The sequence below is a fragment of the Cryobacterium flavum genome (assembly GCF_900103805.1).
Taxonomy (GTDB): domain Bacteria; phylum Actinomycetota; class Actinomycetes; order Actinomycetales; family Microbacteriaceae; genus Cryobacterium; species Cryobacterium flavum.
In genome coordinates this window covers 287,649-306,794 of sequence record NZ_FNIB01000002.1, presented here as the reverse complement: position 1 = coordinate 306,794, position 19,146 = coordinate 287,649, and the positions used below count along the sequence as shown (strand labels likewise).

Annotated in this window: 11 protein-coding genes; 6 read left to right on the top strand and 5 right to left on the bottom strand. The window is 66.8% G+C overall.

Annotated features, from left to right (window positions below):
* Positions 1–387 precede the first annotated feature (387 nt).
* From BLS91_RS03670 to BLS91_RS03660, 3 genes are all read right to left on the bottom strand, one after another.
* Entirely contained in the window at positions 388–1,290 is a 903-nt protein-coding gene (locus BLS91_RS03670) for a sugar ABC transporter permease (protein WP_092339305.1), read from the bottom strand.
* Complete coding sequence (locus tag BLS91_RS03665) at positions 1,287–2,900, bottom strand: ABC transporter permease subunit (protein ID WP_092339303.1); 1,614 nt, start codon at positions 2,898–2,900, stop codon at positions 1,287–1,289. Before BLS91_RS03665 ends, BLS91_RS03670 begins: the two co-directional genes overlap by 4 nt.
* 97 nt (positions 2,901–2,997) lie before the next feature.
* Positions 2,998–4,233, bottom strand: a complete 1,236-nt coding sequence (locus tag BLS91_RS03660) for a sugar ABC transporter substrate-binding protein (protein ID WP_092339301.1) — start codon at positions 4,231–4,233, stop codon at positions 2,998–3,000.
* Positions 4,234–4,483: 250 nt separating this feature from the next.
* On the opposite strand from BLS91_RS03660, the gene BLS91_RS03655 reads away from it, so the two are divergent.
* The gene (locus tag BLS91_RS03655) at positions 4,484–5,500 is read left to right on the top strand and encodes a LacI family DNA-binding transcriptional regulator (RefSeq protein ID WP_092339299.1); all 1,017 of its coding nucleotides are present in this window, start codon (positions 4,484–4,486) and stop codon (positions 5,498–5,500) included.
* 56 nt (positions 5,501–5,556) lie between these two features.
* Here BLS91_RS03655 and BLS91_RS03650 read toward each other — a convergent pair whose 3' ends face one another.
* Complete coding sequence (locus BLS91_RS03650) at positions 5,557–5,880, bottom strand: MGMT family protein (RefSeq protein WP_092339297.1); 324 nt, start codon at positions 5,878–5,880, stop codon at positions 5,557–5,559.
* A 17-nt stretch (positions 5,881–5,897) separates the two neighbouring features.
* Positions 5,898–6,350 carry a GNAT family N-acetyltransferase gene (locus tag BLS91_RS03645; RefSeq protein ID WP_092339295.1) on the bottom strand — a complete coding sequence of 151 codons (453 nt, stop codon included), beginning with the start codon at positions 6,348–6,350 and terminating at the stop codon, positions 5,898–5,900.
* Between the two features lie 159 nt (positions 6,351–6,509).
* Here BLS91_RS03645 and BLS91_RS03640 point away from each other — a divergent pair, with 159 nt between their 5' ends.
* The 5 genes from BLS91_RS03640 to BLS91_RS03620 all read left to right on the top strand — a co-directional run bounded on the left by BLS91_RS03640 (position 6,510) and on the right by BLS91_RS03620 (position 19,053).
* Positions 6,510–7,724 (top strand): NADP-dependent isocitrate dehydrogenase, encoded by a 1,215-nt coding sequence (locus BLS91_RS03640; RefSeq protein ID WP_092339513.1) that lies wholly within the window; start codon positions 6,510–6,512, stop codon positions 7,722–7,724.
* Between the two features lie 121 nt (positions 7,725–7,845).
* Positions 7,846–9,783, top strand: coding sequence for a heavy metal translocating P-type ATPase (locus tag BLS91_RS03635; RefSeq protein WP_092339293.1), 1,938 nt, complete (start codon positions 7,846–7,848; stop codon positions 9,781–9,783).
* Between the two features lie 256 nt (positions 9,784–10,039).
* A complete protein-coding gene (locus BLS91_RS03630; RefSeq protein WP_241983020.1) occupies positions 10,040–13,606 on the top strand; it encodes a S8 family serine peptidase in 3,567 nt (1,188 codons plus the stop codon).
* A gap of 257 nt (positions 13,607–13,863) precedes the next feature.
* A complete protein-coding gene (locus BLS91_RS03625; protein WP_092339290.1) occupies positions 13,864–17,538 on the top strand; it encodes a S8 family serine peptidase in 3,675 nt (1,224 codons plus the stop codon).
* Between the two features lie 279 nt (positions 17,539–17,817).
* On the top strand, positions 17,818–19,053 hold the full coding sequence (locus BLS91_RS03620; protein WP_092339288.1) for an MFS transporter: 1,236 nt from the start codon (positions 17,818–17,820) through the stop codon (positions 19,051–19,053).
* Positions 19,054–19,146 lie beyond the last annotated feature (93 nt).

Sequence of the window (19,146 nt, the reverse complement as noted above, 5' to 3'; positions counted from 1 at the left end):
ACCCAGGAAATCATCTGGAAGCCCGCCGCCGGCGACTGGTCCGTCGTCGTGATGAACGCTGACGGCAGCCCCGGGGTCGCGGTCAACCTCTCCGCTGGTGTGCACACCGATCTGCTCGGACCGATCGCTGTGGGACTCCTGGTCGGGGGCGGCATCCTCTTTCTGATCGGTGTGCTCCTCGTTGTGGCCGGCGCCATCGGCCTCGGTCGACAGCTCACACCGAAGCCGCGTGAGCCCGGGGGCGCGGGCACGGTGCCGCAGCCGCCCGCATTTGGTCGAGTGGATGCGACCGGCCCGATCACCCCGCCGCGACGAGTACCCGCCGTTCCGGCTAGACCAGGGTCCGGTCGAGCCGACCCCGGTCACCCGGTCGGAGGGCTGAAAAACCTACTTGTCGGAGCCAGCTGTCAGCCCGCCCACGATGTACTTCTGCAGGTAGAGGAACAGCGCCATCACCGGCAGGGCGGCGAGCACAGCGCCGGCCGAGAACGCGCTCCAGTCTGCATAGTTCGGGTTGGACACGAGCTTGTACAGGCCCACGGCGAGGGTCTGCTTCTCCGGGTCGATCAGCAGCACGCTGGCGACTACGAAATCATTGGTCGTCGCGATAAAAGACAGCAGCCCGACGACCGCGAGGATCGGGGCGACCAGCCGCAGAATGATCGTGAAGAAGATGCGGGCGTGGCTCGCCCCGTCGATCTTGGCCGCCTCGTCGATTGACGACGGGATCGTGTTGAAGAAGCCGTACATGAGGTAGGTGTTCACGCCGAGGGCGCCGCCGAGGTAGACCATGATCAGCCCGACCTGGGTGTTCAGGCCGATCGCCGGGAACAGGTCACCGATCGTGCTCATCACGAGGAAGATCGCGACGACGGCGAGCAGCTGGGGGAACATCTGCACGAGCACGAGGGTCAGCAGTCCAACCCGACGACCGGTGAAGCGCATGCGCGAAAAGGAATATGCCGCAAGGGCGCCGAGGAAGACGGTGAGAATCGAGGTGGTGCCGGCGATGACGATGGTGTTGCCGAACCACTGGGCGAACGGGGCATCGGGGGAGTTGAGAATGCGCGCGTAGGCTTCGAAACCCACCTGCGAGAACAGCTCGTTCGACCCGGTGAGGGTTCCCTGTGGGTTGAGGGAAGCCGAGAGTACGTACAGCAGCGGAAAGCCGGAGAAGACGACCATGACGATGCCGATCGCGTGCCGCCACCCCGTGCGGCCGAACCACCGCTTGAACGTGAACGGTCGTTTCTGCGGGATCACCCGCGTGCCCTCGTCGACGGATGTCATCGGTTCAACTCCTCGAGTGCCTTGGTCTTGCGGAAGGCGATGACCGAGATGACCGCCACCAGGATGAAGATGATGATCGAGAACGCGCTAGCGAGCCCGTAGTCCCGGGCCTGCCCCGTGAAGGCGACCTTGTAGACCATCGAAATCAGGATGTCGGTGGCCCCGACATTCACGTCGGCCGCGGCATCGCGCGGCCCGCCACCGGTGAGCATGTAGATGAGATTGAAATTGTTGAAGTTGAACGCGAACGATGCGATGAGCAGCGGCGCGACCGACACCAGCAGCAGCGGCAGCTTGATCAGCCGGAACACCGCCCAGGGCCTGGCGCCGTCGACCGTGGCGGCTTCTTCGAGTTCGGCCGGGATCGACTGCAGGGCTCCGGTGCAGACCAGGAACATGTACGGAAACCCGAGCCACAGGTTCACCACGAGAATGCTGATCTTGGCCAGCCATTCGTTGGTGAGCCAGGGGATCTGCGCCCCGCCGAGCAACACTTGGTTGACGAAGCCGAAACTCTCGCTGAGCATGCCGGCCCAGACTAGTGCGGACAGGAATGCCGGAAAGGCGTAGGGCAGGATCATGGCGACCCGGTAGAACTTGCGACCCTTCATGCGCATGTCGTTGAAAACGATGGCGAGAAAGAGCCCGAGGAAGAATGTCGTCGCCATCGAGAGGGCGGCGAAGGTGATGGTCCACAGGGTTACGCTGATCAGCGGTGTGCGAATGCCTTTTTCCGTGAAGGCGCGGGCGAAGTTGTCGAATCCCACGTTGATGCGCCAGCCCGGCAGCATCTCCTCACCGGTCGCCGAGACGAAGGCACCGTCACCGGTGTCGGAGAAGACCGTGCCGGTCTGGGCATCCGTCATGGTGTCGGCCTGCTCGTCGTAGACGAGCGAGGAGAGGTAGAGGTAGGCGCTGCTGCCGTCGTTGGTGCGCAGGGCGCCGTCGTTCGGGTCGTCGGAGAACGGCACCGTGAGGGCGGTGATTTCAGCCGTGCGCGACAGGATGTCCTGGAAGCTGAGGGTGGTGTAGCCGTCGAGCCCGACGGCCTCACCACCGGTGATGGTGGCATCGTTCACGGGCGCCAACGGGCTGTCGGCCGAGCCGAGGCTCACCTCGCCGCCAGGGTCGGTCACCAGAAAACTCAGTGTGCCGAACTGGTCGAGCACCGTGACCGCGTAGCTGGGGGAGTCGGGCACGCGTTCCTGGGCGCTGCTCATGAGCGCCGAGATGGCCTGCGCCTTGTCGCTGTTGTGGCCGGTGCTGTAGTTGGTGAACCCGATGTAGGCGGTGTAGCCCACGACGAAGATTTGGAACACGACCAGGAAGATGACGCCGGGGGTGAGGTATTTGGCCGGGAGCTTGCCGGGCGTGAAGTAGATCCAGTTGACCACGAGCGTGACCAGGGCGACGAGCGCGAAGATGAGCCACTGCTGCTGCAGGAACAGGATGAACAGGCCATAGAGCGCGACGGCGTCCACGACGCCGAGCAGCGCCATCTTGACCAGGATGGCTTTCAGGCCGCCGGAGGCTGCTTCCGCGACCATAGCCGCGCGATGCTGCCGCTTCGACGGTTTGGTCGTGCTGACGTCGGTGTCATCGGTGCGCATGGTTCAGCTTTCGTCGGGTTCAACTCTCGTGCGGGGTGTGGTCGACGGGCGACCACACCCCGCGGTGGTGCGGTTGCTGCTCTGCGGATGGTGCCGGTCAGCCGATGGCGCCCTGCACGTCGGCGGCCAGCTTCTGCCACGTCGCGGTGGGGTCTTCGCCGTTGATGATGGCGGCCTGGGCGATGCCCCAGAACTGCCAGACCTGGCCCATGGCCGGGATGGCGGGCATCGGCACGGCCTCAGCGCCGACCGCGGCGAAGCCGGCCACGATGGGATCACTCGACGCTGCCTCGGCGGATGCCTTCAGCGCGGGAAGGACCTCGCCCGACTCGAACAGGGCGGTCTGCACGTCTTCGGTGGCCATGTAGTTCACCAGGAAGTCGTTGGCGGCGACCTTGTTCTCGCTCTGCTCGCTGATGAAGAAGCCCTTCACTCCGGCGAAGGGGGCTGCGGCGCCGGTCGACGGAGCGGCGATCGGGTCGACCGCGAGGTTGATTCCTGCGTCGAGAGCTGCGCCGACGTTCCACGGGCCGGTCAGCCAGAAGGCGGCGTCGCCGGACGTGAAGGCGGTCTTGGCGATGTCACCGGTGATCTCGGTGTTGAACACGCCGGTACCGGTCTTGCCCTGGGCGGAGAGCCATGCAGCGAAGGCCTCACCGCCGGCGTTGCCAATTTCGAGCTGGGCGGCGTCATAGCCGCCGGTTGAGTCGGTGCCGAAGACCGGAGCTCCGAACGACGTCTGGAACGGGTAGAGGTGGTACGGGTTGCCGTCGACACCCTGCTCGACCAGGAACGGGTAAGTCACGCCGGTGGCGGTGCCCTTGGCGATCATGTCGTCGTAGGAGGTGGCGGCCTCGGGCACGAGGTCGGCGTTGCGCAGCAGGGCGAGGTTTTCGACGGCGTAGGGCAGCTCGTAGACCTGGCCGTCGTACGTGGATGCCGTGATGGCGACGGGGAGGAAATCGTCTGCCTTGTCGCCGAGTTCGATCGGGCTGACGACACCGTTGGTGACGAGTTCACCGAGCCAGTCGTGGGCACCCATGGTGATGTCCGGGCCCTTGCCGGTGGGGACCTGTTGAATGAAGTCATCCTTGAGGGTGGCATTGTCTTTGGAGACGAGGTCGACCTCCACTCCGGTCTTCTCGGTGTACGCGGCCGCGGCCGGTTTCAGGGCGTCGACGCGTTCGGCGTCGATCCAGACCGTCAGTGTGCTCGCGGAAGCGGCGTCGCCGGCGGTGTCGTCGGATGACGCGGGCGAGCATCCGGCGAGGGCGAGGGTTGCAACGCCCAGGAGGGCGCCGAGGCGGAGCAGGTTCTTGGTGTTCACCGTCATTGGTGTGGAGCCTTTCGCAAAATAGTGCCTGCGGCGATGCAGGCGGGCTGATTCCGACCCGGTTTGCAAGCGATTGCATCCCGGCCTTGATCGAGGTTAGCCCGAATACGCGCCATTCTGGTCACAGAACTGCAACGAATCGTGGAGAACGCGAATTCTGTGCGGATCATCCTGCAAACGCTTGCAGTGATCGGAAAATGTGTAGCATATCGACTACGCCGCCAACGAGGGCGGCACGACGAGGGGCATCATGGTTGGAATCGCGGACGTCGCCCGTCACGCCGGGGTCTCGACGGCGACGGTGTCACGCGCTCTCAGCGGTGCCCACAACGTGTCGCCGGCCACGCGCCTGCGGGTGGAGGCATCCGCTGCCCAGCTCGGTTACGTCGTATCGTCGACAGCGTCGAGCCTCGCCTCCGGTCGCATGAAGAACATCGGTGTGGTCGTACCGTTTTTGAACCGGTGGTTCTTCGCGAGTGTCGTCGAGGGCGCCCAGCAGGCCCTGCAACGCCACGGTTACGACCTCACCCTCTACAACCTCACGGGCGGGCTCGAGGCCCGCCGCAGCGTCTTCGAACACTTCCTGCTGCGCCAGCGAGTGGATGCCGTCATCGCGGTTTCGCTGGAATTGACCGAGCACGAGGTGGCCCGGCTGCATGCCCTCGACAAACCGCTCGTCGGGGTCGGCGGCCCACTCGCGGGCGTGCCGACGCTCACCGTCGACGACCTCGCCGTGGCACGCCTGGCGACCGAACACCTGATCGCTCTCGGCCACACCCGAATCGCCCATATTGGCGGGGACAAGGCCTTCGACCTGGACTTCAACCTGCCGACGAACCGGCGCTTCGGCTACGAAGCGGCGCTCGCGGCGGCCGGGATCGAAGCGCGCCGGGAGGACTACCGCCCGGCCGACTTCACCACGGCCGGCGGCTACCAGGCTGCCAAGCAACTGCTTGGGCGGCCGCACGAACGCCCGACCGCCATTTTCGCCGCCTCCGACGAAATGGCCATCGGCAGTATGCTCGCCGCCCGCGACCTCGGACTCGTTGTGCCCCGCGACGTGTCGGTGATCGGGGTAGACGACCACGAACAGGCAGCCTTCTTCGGGCTCAGCACGGTCGCGCAGTTTCCCAGGCAGCAGGGCGAGAAAGCCGTTGAGGTGCTCATGGAAGAACTCCGACCGCACCCGGAGCCGCGTACCGGGCTCAATATCAACATGCCGTTCGAGCTCATCGTGCGCGCCAGTACGGCGCGGCCGCCGGAGTAATCCCGGCCGCAAGCAGATTACGCGAGCAGATTACGCGAGCAGATTACGCGGGCAAGTTAGGCGGGCGGTGACCAGCGGGCGGCGGCGTAGTCGACTCGATACGCGGCATCCGTTTTCGTGATGAGAACCGGCGTGTTTTCGGCGCGGTAGTGCGGTAGCGCCTGGGTCTCATGCCCGATCGGGGGATGCCCGCCGGCGCGAATCACCCGCCACCAGGCCGCATCAGAGCCGTAACGAGCCATGACTTGCCCGACCGCGCGGGCCGCGCGGGAACCGAGCTGCGCGGCCACGCCGCCGTAGGTCATCACACGGCCGGGCGGGATGGAATCGACCACGCCGAGCACCCGGGACACGAAGTCGTCGGGCTCAGGCGTGCTCATCTGAGGCTCGACGCGGCTCAGAGCTTCAGTGAGCCGATGACTTCGCCGTACTGGGTCTCGCCGACATCGACGAAGCCCAGGCGGTGGAAAAAGGCCTCCGGGCCGTCGGCACCGGGCTCCCAGATGACGTTGACGTGGTCGAAGCCGCGATCACGGGCTTCAGCGGCGAGGGCTTCAGCGGCGAACTTGCCGACACCCTGACCCTGCGTCTCCGCGTTGACGTTGATGCGCCAGATGCAGGCGCGAAATTCTTCGTGCTCGGAGTTCGGGTCGAAGTTGCCGTGGATGAAACCAGCGACGACGCCGTCGAGAAGTACCACGCGCTGCCACGAGGTGGCCGGGTTGATCACCGAGGCGGCGACTGAATACGAGACCGGTGCAATGAATTGTTCCTGGCCAGGCTTGAGGCTCAGATTGTTGGCCGCGACGATGTTTCGTGCAGATAATTCTTCCAGCTTCAGCTCACCCATGTGTTCAGGCTAACGTGCGCCCGGGGTCGCCGGTAGTCGAGAGGGCGTTTGGCCCCCGCAATTCACCTCGCAAATTTATCTCGATGTCAAGATAGTTACCGTCCTCTAGTAAGCTTGACGGTGGTCGTGACGGCCACACTGAATAAAGAGGAGATATTTTTGTCGAAGATCAAGGTTGAGGGAACAGTAGTCGAGCTCGATGGCGATGAGATGACCCGCATCATCTGGCATGCCATCAAAGAAACGCTCATTCACCCGTACCTCGATATCGACCTCGAGTACTACGACCTCTCCATCCAGAAGCGCGATGAAACCAACGACCAGATCACGATCGACGCCGCCCACGCCATTCAGAAGCACGGCGTCGGCGTGAAGTGCGCGACTATCACGCCCGACGAAGCGCGGGTGGAAGAGTTCGGTCTCAAGAAGATGTGGCTCTCGCCGAACGGCACCATTCGCAACATCCTCGGCGGCACCATCTTCCGCGAGCCGATCGTCATCTCCAACATCCCGCGCCTCGTGCCGGGCTGGAACAAGCCGATCATCATCAGCCGTCACGCCTACGGCGACCAGTACAAGGCCACCAACTTTCGGTTCAAGGGCAAGGGCACGCTCAGCATGACCTTCACCCCGCAGGACGGCAGCGAGCCGTCCACGTTCGAGGTGTTCGAGGCCCCGGGCGACGGCATCGCCATGGGCATGTACAACCTCGACTCGTCGATCACCGACTTCGCCCGCGCCACCCTGGCGTACGGCCTCGAGCGCAACGTGCCGGTCTTTCTCTCGACCAAGAACACCATCCTCAAGGCCTACGACGGTCGCTTCAAGGACATCTTCCAGGACATCTTCGACGCCGAGTTCAAGGCCGGCTACGAAGCGGCCGGCCTCACCTACGAGCACCGCCTCATCGACGACATGGTCGCCTCGGCCATGAAGTGGGAGGGCGGCTACCTCTGGGCCTGCAAGAACTACGACGGCGACGTTCAGTCCGACACCGTCGCGCAGGGCTTCGGCTCGCTCGGCCTCATGACCAGCGTGCTCTCCACTCCCGACGGCAAGATCGTCGAAGCTGAAGCCGCCCACGGTACCGTGACCCGTCACTACCGTCAGCACCAGCTCGGCAAGCCCACCTCGACCAACCCGATCGCGTCGATCTACGCCTGGACCCGGGGTCTGTCGCACCGCGCCAAGCTCGACAATAACAAGGCCCTGGCCGAGTTCGCGTTGACCCTCGAAGACGTCGTCATCAAGACCGTCGAAAGCGGCAAGATGACCAAGGACCTCGCACTCCTGGTCGGGCCCGACCAGGGCTACCAGACCACCGAAGAGTTCCTCGCCTCGCTCGCCGAGAACCTGCAGACCCGCCTGGCGTAGCCATCACCAGCGTCTCGGAAGGCCTCGACCGTAATCGGTCGGGGCCTTCGTGCGTTCTGCGTGACTGCAGGCGAGGCTTTCCTCGGTGGCGCTCGGCTGCACCGCGCGGGAGAATGCAGGCATGTCCCGCCTCCTCGTGTTCGCACGCCGATATCCGCTCGTCGCCGCCACGGTGCTCGTCGGCCTGCTCGGGCTCGCGCTCGGAATCTTCGGTCAAGCGGATGCCGTGCGCTGGCTGTTCAGCGGGTTCGGCATCGTTGCCGCCCTCGTTTCGTCCGTCGGGATGGTACGTCAACTGGTCCGGGGCAGCTTCGGCGTCGACCTGCTCGCCATCATCGCGATCGTCGCTACCATCCTCGTGGGTGAATACGTGGCGACCCTCCTCATCGTGCTCATGCTGTCGGGCGGCGCGGCCCTCGAAGATTATGCCGCTGGCCGCGCTGCGCGAGAACTCGACGCGCTCCTGAAACGTGCGCCTCAGATCGCTCATCGCCTCGACCCTGACTCGGGTGAGGCTACGGATGTGCCGGCCACCGAGGTGCGTGTCGGCGACCTGTTGCTCGTGCGCCCGTCGGAAATCGTGCCGGTCGACGGGCAACTGCAGAGCGACACTGCCGCGTTCGACGAGTCCTCGCTTACCGGCGAGAGCCTCCCGGTTGAACGCAGCGTCGGAGACCCGGTACTGAGTGGATCCATCAACGGGCAAATCGCAGCCACCCTGATGGCCACGGCGACCGCCGCGAACAGTCAGTACCAGCACATCATTGCCTTGGTCGAGGAGGCGTCAAGCAGTAAAGCCCCGGTGGTGCGCCTCGCCGACCGCTACGCCGTTCCGTTCACGGTGGGCGCTCTCACCCTGGCCGGTTTGGCCTGGGCGTTGTCCAACGATCCGGTGCGGTTCGCCGAGGTGCTCGTAGTGGCGACGCCGTGCCCACTGCTGCTCGCCGCGCCGGTCGCGTTCATGGGCGGCATGAGTCGGGCAGCGCGGAACGGGATCATCGTCAAGGGCGCCGGCGTGCTCGAAGCCCTCTCCCGCGCCAAAACTGTCGTCTTCGACAAGACCGGAACGCTCACCTACGGCACGCCCGCGATCAGCGAGGTGCGCCCCGAAGCGGGCTTCAGCGCTGACGAGCTGCTGACTCTCGCGGCGTCGGCCGAGCAGTATTCGAGTCACGTGCTGGCGGCATCCGTTCTTGGCGCCGCGCACGAGCGCGGTCTCGCGCTGCACACGGCGGACTCGGCCAGTGAGGCCGCAACCTTTGGCGTCGAGGCCCGATTCGCCCCCGGAACCGTGCGGGTCGGCAAGCTCTCGTTCATCAATGACGGGGCAGCGGATGCGACGGCTACGCACCTTGCCGGCGGCGAGCTGGCCATGTACGTCGCCGTGGACGGACGGTTCGCCGGCAGCATCGTGGCCAGCGACCGGGTGCGGGACAACGCCCGCCAGAGCGTCGCTGACCTCGCCCGTCTCGGCGTGCGGGAGAATCTCATGCTCACCGGCGATGCGCGCGCTACCGCTTTGCACGTGGCCGGCCAGGTAGGCATTGTGCACGTGCGAGCGGACTGCCTGCCGAGTGACAAAGTCGACGCTGTGCGGGCGCTGACCCGACGCCCGGTGATCATGGTGGGCGACGGCGTCAACGACGCTCCCGTACTCGCGGTCGCCGACGTGGGCATCGCGATGGGGGCCAAGGGCTCGACGGCGGCGAGCGAATCGGCCGACGTGGTCATTCTGCTCGACGATATCTCGCGCACCGTGCGGGCCGTGCGCATTGGCCAGGACACCGTTCGTGTTGCCTTGCAGAGCATCTGGCTGGGGATTGCCCTGAGCGTGGTGCTCATGGTGATCGCGGCGTTCGGCCTCATACCGGCGACGGCCGGAGCGATCAGCCAGGAGGTCGTCGACCTCATCACCATTCTGAACGCGCTGCGCGCCATTGGCGGTCGGCGCGATGCCGTGCGGGCTCGGCGGGCATCCGTTGGCGGAGCATCGGCCCCACTGGAAACCAGCGAAAGGGCAGACAGACCGGTACTCCCGACAGTAGACAGACCCGTCTGATTCAGGGGCTGCCCCGAGCCTGAATTGAGCATTAGTCAAGGTAACGATCGTGTTACCGAGCATTCTGCACCCTGTACGGGGGTGTCGCCCGTGCGATACGTTCACGAGCACGTTGTGCCCCGAACTGGGGCAGAGCGGCTAGCGCACTCCGATCCGATTGGAAACGCACGTGAGATCACAGTTCAGGCGAACCACACTCCCGCCCGAAAGCCCGTATTTCGCTCCCCACCAGATGCGGCGGGTGATGGCGCTCTGCGTGACCACGACCCTCGTCGCCGCCGCCGCCCTCGTGGGCGTGAGCGGTGCCGCAGCCGCCCCGATGGCTCCCGGCCTTGGCGGCATCATCGGCGCGGGCAGCCCGGTCACCGACTTCACCGACGGTCGCTACATCGTGACCCTGGCCGACAACGCTGTCGCCACCTACACCGGCGGTGTCGACGGTTTTGCACCGACCACACCGGATGCCGGCGCCCGCCTCGATCCGCACAGTCGCGCCTCGTCGAGCTATTCCGACTACCTGGCTGGTAAGCAAAAGGAGGTGGCGGCATCCGTTGATGCCACGATCGACTACTCCTACACCCTGGCCTTGAACGGGTTCGCCGCCGAACTGACCGCCGCGCAGGCGGCCAGGCTCTCGGCCGAGAAAGACGTCGTGGCCATCTCGCCCGACGAGCTCAAGCACCTGACCGCTACCTCGTCGACCGAGTTTCTCGGACTCTCCGGCGATGACGGCGTCTGGGCGTCCACCGGCGGCGCCGACACCGCGGGCGAGGGCGTCGTCATCGGCGTGCTTGACACCGGTTTCGCACCGGAAAACCCCTCGTTCGCCGGCGACGCACTCGGCGGCACGGCCGGTGACGAGCCCTGGCTCGACGGTGACACAATCACCATGACCAAGAGCGACGGCACCGTCTTCACCGGCGAGTGCGTCACCGGCGTGCAGTTCGACGCCTCGGACTGCAGCACCAAGGTGGTCGGTGCGCGCTACTTCGTGACCGGCTACGGCGCCGATCGCATCGGCGGGGTCGACGAGGGCGAATACCTGTCGCCGCGCGACGGCGACGGCCACGGGTCGCACACCGCGAGCACCGCCGGAGGCAACCACGACGTAACCGCGACCATCAGCGGCCTGGACTACGGCCTCATCTCGGGCGTTGCCCCGGCCGCCAAGATCGCCGCCTACAAGGTCTGCTGGACGGCTGCTCCCGGCGGAGACGACGGCTGCGCCACCTCCGACCTGCTGGCCGGTATCAACCAGGCCGTCGCCGACAACGTCGACGTTCTGAACTACTCGATCGGCGGCGGAGCGGCCGACACCACGGTCTCACCGACTGACCAGGCCTTCCTCGGCGCGGCCGCAGCGGGCATCTTCGTGGCCGCCTCGGCCGGCAACTCCGGTCCCGGTGCGTCGACGCTCGACAACGCCTCCCCGTGGATCACCACGGTCGCCGCGAGCACTATCCCCGGCTACGAGGCCACCGCCACCTTCGGTGACGGCACCGCCTACGCTGGCGGCTCGATCTCGGTCGACCGCACCCCGGGCGCCACCCCGCTGGCCGGCACTCTCGTGCGTGGTGACCTCGTAGCGGCGGAAGGCCACGACCCGGCCGACGCCCTGCTCTGCGGCCCCGATTCCCTCGACCCGGCGCTCGTTTCCGGAACCATCGTGCTCTGTGAACGCGGCGTTTACGACCGGGTCGCGAAGTCCGCCGAGGTTTTGCGGGCCGGCGGCATCGGCACGCTGCTCGTGAACAGCGTTCCCGGCTCGGTCGACACCGACGAGCACAGCGTGCCCACCATCCACCTCGACTCCACATACTGGGAGGCGACGTATGCCTACGCGGGCAGCGCCGCGGCATCCGTTATATTCACCGACGGGAATACGACCAGCTACACGCCGCCGACACCGCAGGTGGCCGGGTTCTCCTCGCATGGGCCGGTACTCGCCGACGGCAGCGACATTCTGAAGCCCGACGTGACCGCGCCCGGCGTGGCCATTCTCGCCGACGGTCCGAACGCCGAGGGTGGCGAGCCGACCTGGCAGTTCCTCTCCGGTACGTCGATGTCGAGCCCGCAGATCGCCGGACTCGCAGCGCTGTATCTCGGTGAACGACCGCTCGCCACCCCCAGCGAGATCAAGTCGGCCATGATGACGAGCGCGTATGACACCGTCGATGCGGGCGGCGACACCGTCACCGACCCGTTCACCCAGGGTGCAGGTCACGTCGACCCGACGAGAATGTTCGAACCGGGCCTGCTCTACCTGAATGACACCGAGGATTGGTACTCCTACATTCAGGGCATCGGTTATGACGTCGGCGCCGACCCGGTGGACCCGAGCAACCTCAACCTGGCCTCCATCGCGATCGGGTCACTGACCGCGCCGGAGACCATCACCCGCACCGTCACGAGCACCGAGGCCGGCACCTTCACCGCCCAGCCGGTGACGGTACCGGGCATCGACGCGGTCGTCTCGCCGGCCACGCTGAGCTTTGGCGCTGAAGGCGAATCGGCCAGCTACACCGTGACGTTCACCCGAACGGATGCCCCGCTCGATCAGTTCTCGACCGGCTCGCTCAACTGGGTGAGCGGCAGAGGGACGCTCGTGCACAGTCCCATCGCCATTCAGCCCGTTACCCTCGTCGCGCCGGCCACCGCCAACGGCACCGGGGTTGACGGTTCGGTCGACGTGTCGATCACCCCCGGAGCCACCGGGGACATCGCGCTGAACCTGATCGGCCTCGCGGCCGGACTGCACCAGAGCGACCCGGCCGACCCGGCCAGTCCGAACACCGGATCCGGCACCGCCGGTGACGAGTTCAGCTACCAGGTGGAGGTACCGGAGGGGACCCAGCTCGCCCGGTTCGACCTCGACGCGGTCGACCAGACCGCCGATCTCGACCTGATCGTCTACCGCCTGAACGGTGACGGCGGTTCTCCGGTGGCCGGCTGGCAGTCCGCGACCGGATCGGCCGATGAACTCATCGACCTGGTCGACCCCGAAGCCGGTTTCTACCAGGTGATCAACTCCGTCTACAGCGGAACGACCGCGTTCAACGTGAACACCTACTCGGTGCTCGCCGGCCCCGGCGCGGGGTCGTTCGCGGCCGCACCACCGGTCGTCGCGGGCCAGCAGGGCGTGGCGGCGACGTACTCGCTGTCTTGGTCGGGCCTTCTGCCCGAGACCGGTTACCTCGGTCTCGTCGGTTACGGTGACAGTTCGGTCTCAACGGTCGTCTCGGTCGCCAGCGGCGCAGCTCCCGAGCCGGAAGCGCCCGTGAACACGGCGTTGCCGTCGATCGAGGGCACCGCCGTCGTCGGCGCGAAACTGACCGCTCTGGCGGGAGAGTGGAACCTCGCCGGGCTGGCCTACAGCTATCAGTGGCAGGCCGATGGTCGCGACATCAAGAAGGCCACCAAGGTCGACTACACGCCGACCAAGTCGCTCGGTGGCAAGACGCTCACGGTGCTTGTCACCGCCCGGGCCGACGGGCTTCCGGCCGGCGCGGCCACCTCGGCCGGGGTCGTAGTGAAGTACTCCACCACCGTTGATGTGAAGGTCGATTCGAAGGCTAAGCCGCACTCCAAGGGCGCCACGATCAATGTGTCGGTGAAGACCGACGCACCGCGCTCGGCGCCGCTCGGCACAGTGCAGATTCTGGTCGACGATCAGAGCTACGACGTGGCCCTCGATCAGAAGGGCAAGGGATCGCTGACCCTACCCGACCTGGACCGCGGCAGCTATACGGTTGTGGCGCAGTACGCCGGCACCGACCTCGTCGCCGCGGCGAACAGCAAGCCGCGCACGCTGACCGTGCGGTAGCAGGCGAGCGCCAGGCGCGCGCCGCGTGCATCCGTTTTTCAAGCGGATGCACGCGGCGCGCGTTGCGTGTGCCCGCTTGCGCACCCCCAGCCTGCGGTACCTGCGGAATGCCCCTATCCGGGGGTCGCCGAGCGCGCTACGGTCACCAGCGAACTGTCCCGCGCATCGGGACAGCGACACGTTCCTGTTGTGGAACGAGACCACCTCGCACCCTTATCGGATTGGACACCCACGTGAGTTCTTTCTTCAGGCGCACGATGTCTGCGCCGGATTCAGCGCTGAACCCAGCGCCAACATCCCGCACGCGCCGCCGCGCCACAATCGCGGCCACCGTCACCATCGCCCTGGTGGGCGCTTCCGTACTGGTCGGCGGCACCCTGCCCGCCGGCGCCGCCCCCGCAGCGACCGGTCTCTCCGGCAGCATCGCCTCTCCCGGCGGACAGCGGATGGATTTCACCGCCGGACGCTACATCGTGACCCTCAGTGACGAGGCCGTTGCGCTGTATCAGGGCGGAGTCGACGGTTTCTCGGCCACCATGCCGGATGCCGGGGCCAAGCTCAACGCCCAAAGCCGCTCGGCCGAGACCTACAAGGACTACTTGACGCGCATCCAAAGCGAGGTGGCAGCATCCGTTGATGCCAAGGTGGCGTATTCCTACACGCTCGCCGTGAACGGATTCGCAGCGCAGCTCACCGGCAAGCAGGCGGCGGCCCTGGCCGTGAAGAAGAACGTGGTGTCGGTTGTACCCGACGCCCTCCGACACGTGACGGCCGAGTCGTCGACCGATTTTCTGCGGTTGAGCGGACCGAACGGACTGTGGTCCAAGCTCGGCGGAACCAGCGAGGCCGGTAAGGGCGTGGTGATCGGAGTGCTCGACACCGGCATCGCCCCGGAGAACCCGTCCTTCGCCGGATCGCCGCTCGGCACGACACCCGGCGAGGAGCCGTGGCTCGACGGTGACACGATCACCATGAACAAGGCTGACGGAACCACCTTCACCGGCACCTGCCAGACCGGCGAGCAGTTCGCTGCGAGTGCCTGCAGCACCAAGGTGATCGGGGCCCGGTACTTTCTCGACGGCTTCGGAGCCGACCAGATCGGCGACGCGTCAACGGGTGAATACGTCTCCCCGCGGGACGGCGACGGTCACGGTTCGCACACCTCGAGCACCGCTGGCGGCAACGCCGACATACCGACGACCATCAACGGAGTCGACTTCGGCAACATCTCGGGGGTAGCCCCGGCTGCCAAGATCGCCGCCTACAAGGTGTGCTGGTCCGGCCCCGACAACACCGTCACGACCGACGACGGCTGCACGGACACCGACATTCTGAAGGCCATCGACCAGGCCATCTCCGACGGCGTCGACGTGATCAATTACTCGATCGGCGGCGGCCCCGCGCAGACCACGTTCTCGCCCACCGACGAAGCCTTCCTCGGCGCTGCTGCGGCGGGCATTTTCGTGGCTGCATCCGCTGGTAACGACGGTCCAACGGCATCCACCGTGGAGAACGCGTCACCGTGGATCACCACGGTCGCCGCGACGACGATTCCGTCGTATGAGGCGACGGCCACGCTCGGTGACGGTACGGCGTATGCCGGTGCCTCGATCACCGTCGACCGCACGCCGGGAGCCACCCCGCTCTCCGGCAACCTGCTGCGGGCCGACCTCGTAGCGGTGGACGGCTTCGACCCAGCTGACGCGTTGCTCTGCGCGCCGGGCGCACTCGACCCGGCCAAGGTGGCCGGCGGGATCGTGTTCTGCCAGCGCGGCGTCTACGACCGGGTGGCCAAGTCGGCCGAGGTGCTGCGGGCGGGCGGCAGCGGCATGCTGCTGGTCAACCGCACACCGGCCGACGTCGATACCGACGAACACTCGGTGCCGAGCATCCACTTGGACGCCCCGGCCTTTGACCCGGTCTTCGCCTACGCCGCAACGGCAGGCGCGACCGTCACGTTCACACCCGACAACACGACCGCCACGCAGACGCCGGTGCCCCAGATGGCCGGATTCTCCTCCCGCGGGCCGGTGACCGCCGACGGCGGCGACCTGCTCAAGCCCGATATCGCGGCGCCCGGTGTCAGCATTCTGGCCGACGGCCCCAACGCGGAGGGTGCCGACCCGACGTTCCAGTTCGAGTCGGGTACCTCGATGGCCAGCCCGCACATCGCCGGCCTCGCCGCACTGATCCTGGGCTTTCGGCCGCTCGCGACCCCGGCCGAGATCAAGTCGGTCATGATGACGACCGCGAAGAACACGGTCGACGCTACCGGTGCCCCGGTGACCGACCCGTTCGCGCAGGGTGCCGGGCAGGTCAACCCGTCCTCGTTCGACTTTCCGGGCTTGGTCTACCAGAGCGGTCCAGCCGACTGGCTGGCCTACCTGCAGGGGATCGGTTTCGACGCCGGCGTGGAGCCGATCGACGCCAGCAACCTGAACCTGCCGTCGATTCAGATCGGAGCGCTGACCGCGCCCGAAACCATCACCCGCACGGTGACCGCCGTACGGGTGGGCACCTACACGGCCGTCCCGATCGAGATCCCCGGCATCACCGCCGTTGTGTCTCCGGCCGAGATGACCTTCAGCGCCGTGGGTGAGAAGCAGAGCTACACGGTGACCTTCACTCGAACGGATGCTCCGCTCGACCAGTACGCCACCGGCTCGCTGGACTGGGGCTTCGGAAACGGTGGTTCGGGCGACCCGGGCGACTTCTTCGACGTGGTGCACAGCCCGATCGCTGTTCGTCCGGTCACCGTCGTCGCCCCCACCGAGGTGGCTGGCACCGGCCTCGACGGTTCGATCGACATCACCGTGGCCCCGGGCGGGTCAGAACCGGTCGCGCTGAACCTCAGCGGCCTGGCCAACGGGGTGCACCAGAACAACGCCGCGGACCCGTCCGCTGCGCACAGCGGTGAGGGCGCGACCGGCGACCAGTTCACCTACGAGGTGGAGATTCAGACAGGCCGGCTCGCCCGGTTCGACCTGAACGCCGTCGACGATTCGACCGACCTCGACCTGTTCGTGCTGCTGCTCGACGGCCCGGGAGGCAACCCGGTTGCCGGCTGGCAGTCGGCTACGGGGTCCGCCGATGAGCACGTTGACATCCCCACCCCGGAGGCCGGCTTCTACCAGGTCGTTGTGGACGTCTTCTCCGGTTCGACGGCGTTCGACGTGAACACCTTCTCGGTCGCGTCGGGGATTCCCACCAGTGGGTTCACCGCGACACCGCCGACGATCCAGGGGCCGCAGGGCGTGCCGATCACGTACACGCTCAGTTGGGCCGGTCTCGTGCCGAACACGCCGTACCTCGGTGTGGTCGACTACGGCGACAGCACAGCCTCGACGATTCTCGCCATTGCGGCGAGCGAGGGTGACAACACCCAGGCCCCGGTGAATACCGTGGCGCCGAGCATTTCCGGTACGCCGGAGATCGGGTCGGTTCTGACGGCTGACCCCGGCCAGTGGAACGTCGAAGGTCTTATCTTCGGCTACCAGTGGCAGAGCAACGGCGTCGACATCACGGGTGCGACGTCAGCCACCTTCACGCCGACCAAGGCGCTCGCCGGAACGACACTGACCGTGGTCGTGGCCGCATTGGTGCCGGGCGGGCCGAGCGCAGCGGTCACCTCGGCTGGTGTTCTGGTGAAGTATGCCGCCAAGGTCGCGGTGACGCTCAACCACCGGGCCGTCTTCTTCTCCAGCCGGGTCACCGTGTCGGTCACGGTCACCAGCAAGGGGGAGGTCGGTGACACCGCCACGGTGACGGTCGACAAGCGCCGGTTCACCGTGACGCTCGACGCGAACGGGCACGGCAGCGTCACGCTGCCTAAGCTCGGTCGCGGCCTGTACAAGGTGGTCGGGCACTACGCCGGCAACGACGCGGTCGCCGCCGCGAACAGCCCGGCCCGCTCCCTGCTGGTCGTGCGGTAGCCCGCCGCCGGTGCTCGGGCTCCGTGCAATCTGCACGGGGCCCGAGCTTCGTCTCGTTCCCAACGGGTCCCGGTCTCTTTCTGGACGGGGCCCAGGCCCCGTCCCTGGGCCCAGTTTAGAAACTGGGCCCGTGGTCATAAGGTGGGCCCGGGCGACGATGAAGGCGACGGATGCGCCATCCGTCGCCTTCACGCGTGTCACGAGTTGTGCGTGTTCGTACTTTCCGGGCCCGGGGGGCACGCGGCAGCTTAAGCTGTAGGGATGCGAGCGGCGGGATGGATGCGGGGGCGACCCCGGGCATCCGCTGTAGCCGGATCGGGCGCAACCGGCGCGAGCCCGAAGCCGCGGCTGAACCGGGACGTGATCGTGCTCGGCGTCATCGCATTCTTCGTGATGGTCGGGTTCGGGGTTGTGGTTCCGGTGCTTCCGGTCTACGTGCAGAGCTTCGGGGTCGGCAACCTCGAGGTCGGTGCGGTCGTCTCGGCGTTCGCGCTTATGCGTTTCGTGTTCAGCCCGGCCTGTGGCCGCCTGATCGACTGGGCGGGGGAGCGCAGCGTGCTGGCCATCGGCATCGGAATTGTCGCGCTCTCCAGTGGACTGGTCGGCGCGGCCGACAGCTACGTGCAACTCTTGCTGCTGCGCGGTGCGGGCGGCATCGGCTCGGCCATGTTCTCGGTGTCGGCCATGACACTGCTGCTGCGCACGGCTGAGCCGGGCCGGCGGGCCCGTGCGATCGGGTTCTATCAGGGCGGATTCCTGATCGGTGGCATGGCTGGCCCGGCGATCGGCAGCCTGCTCGCGACCATCTCCCTGACCGCACCGTTCTTCTTCTACGCTGGCACCCTCACCGTGGCGGGCCTGGTTGGGCTGTTCCTGCTGCGTTCCGGCGGGCGGGGCAGCGCGATCGCCGCGGCCGACGCATCCGCTGTGCGCACGCCGTTTCGCACCGTGTTGCGCGACGAGCGCTTTCGCGCGGCCTGCATCGCCAACTTCGCCCAGGGCTGGACGTCCCTCGGGGTACGCACGACGCTCATTCCGCTGTTTGTGGTGGTGGTGCTCGGCGGGACCAGCTCGTGGACCGGCATCGCTCTCGCGGCCGCGGCGGTGGCCCAGGCACTCGCGCTGGCGCCGGCCGCCCGGTTCGTCGATACGGTCGGGCGTAAACCGGCAATCATCGGGGCATTCACCGTGGCTGGGCTGGCGATCGTGGCCATCTCGTTCGCGCCGAACATCTGGGTGCTCGGCGTCCTGCTCTGCGTCTACGGGGTCGCCGCGGCGTTCATGGGCACCGCGCCGGCCGCAGCGGTGGGCGATGCTGCCGGCGCTCGCGGGGGACGCCCGGTGTCGGTGTTCTCCATGTGCGCGGATGCCGGTGCGATCGTCGGTCCGCTCGTCGCCGGCTTGCTGGTTGATACCTTCTCGTTCTCGGCCGGGTTCGCGGTGGGCGGGGTTTTCCTGGTCATTGCGGCGGCGTACGCGCTGCGGATGCCGTCGGAGCGCCTCGCCGTCGCGTAACAGCGGATGCGCGTGGCTGATTCAGGAAAGTCCGGCGCGGCCCACCGAGCTTCCGCAGGAGTCGGAGGCGTTCCCTGGCCAGCGAAACCGATT

Bases quoted from the DNA above. Each gene is read 5' to 3' on its own strand.
- BLS91_RS03670 (WP_092339305.1), bottom strand. From the start codon at position 1,290: ATGACATCCGTCGACGAGGGCACGCGGGTGATCCCGCAGAAACGACCG.
- BLS91_RS03665 (WP_092339303.1), bottom strand. From the start codon at position 2,900: ATGCGCACCGATGACACCGACGTCAGCACGACCAAACCGTCGAAGCGG.
- BLS91_RS03660 (WP_092339301.1), bottom strand. From the start codon at position 4,233: ATGACGGTGAACACCAAGAACCTGCTCCGCCTCGGCGCCCTCCTGGGC.
- BLS91_RS03655 (WP_092339299.1), top strand. From the start codon at position 4,484: ATGGTTGGAATCGCGGACGTCGCCCGTCACGCCGGGGTCTCGACGGCG.
- BLS91_RS03650 (WP_092339297.1), bottom strand. From the start codon at position 5,880: ATGAGCACGCCTGAGCCCGACGACTTCGTGTCCCGGGTGCTCGGCGTG.
- BLS91_RS03645 (WP_092339295.1), bottom strand. From the start codon at position 6,350: ATGGGTGAGCTGAAGCTGGAAGAATTATCTGCACGAAACATCGTCGCG.
- BLS91_RS03635 (WP_092339293.1), top strand. From the start codon at position 7,846: ATGTCCCGCCTCCTCGTGTTCGCACGCCGATATCCGCTCGTCGCCGCC.
- BLS91_RS03625 (WP_092339290.1), top strand. From the start codon at position 13,864: ATGTCTGCGCCGGATTCAGCGCTGAACCCAGCGCCAACATCCCGCACG.
- BLS91_RS03620 (WP_092339288.1), top strand. From the start codon at position 17,818: ATGCGGGGGCGACCCCGGGCATCCGCTGTAGCCGGATCGGGCGCAACC.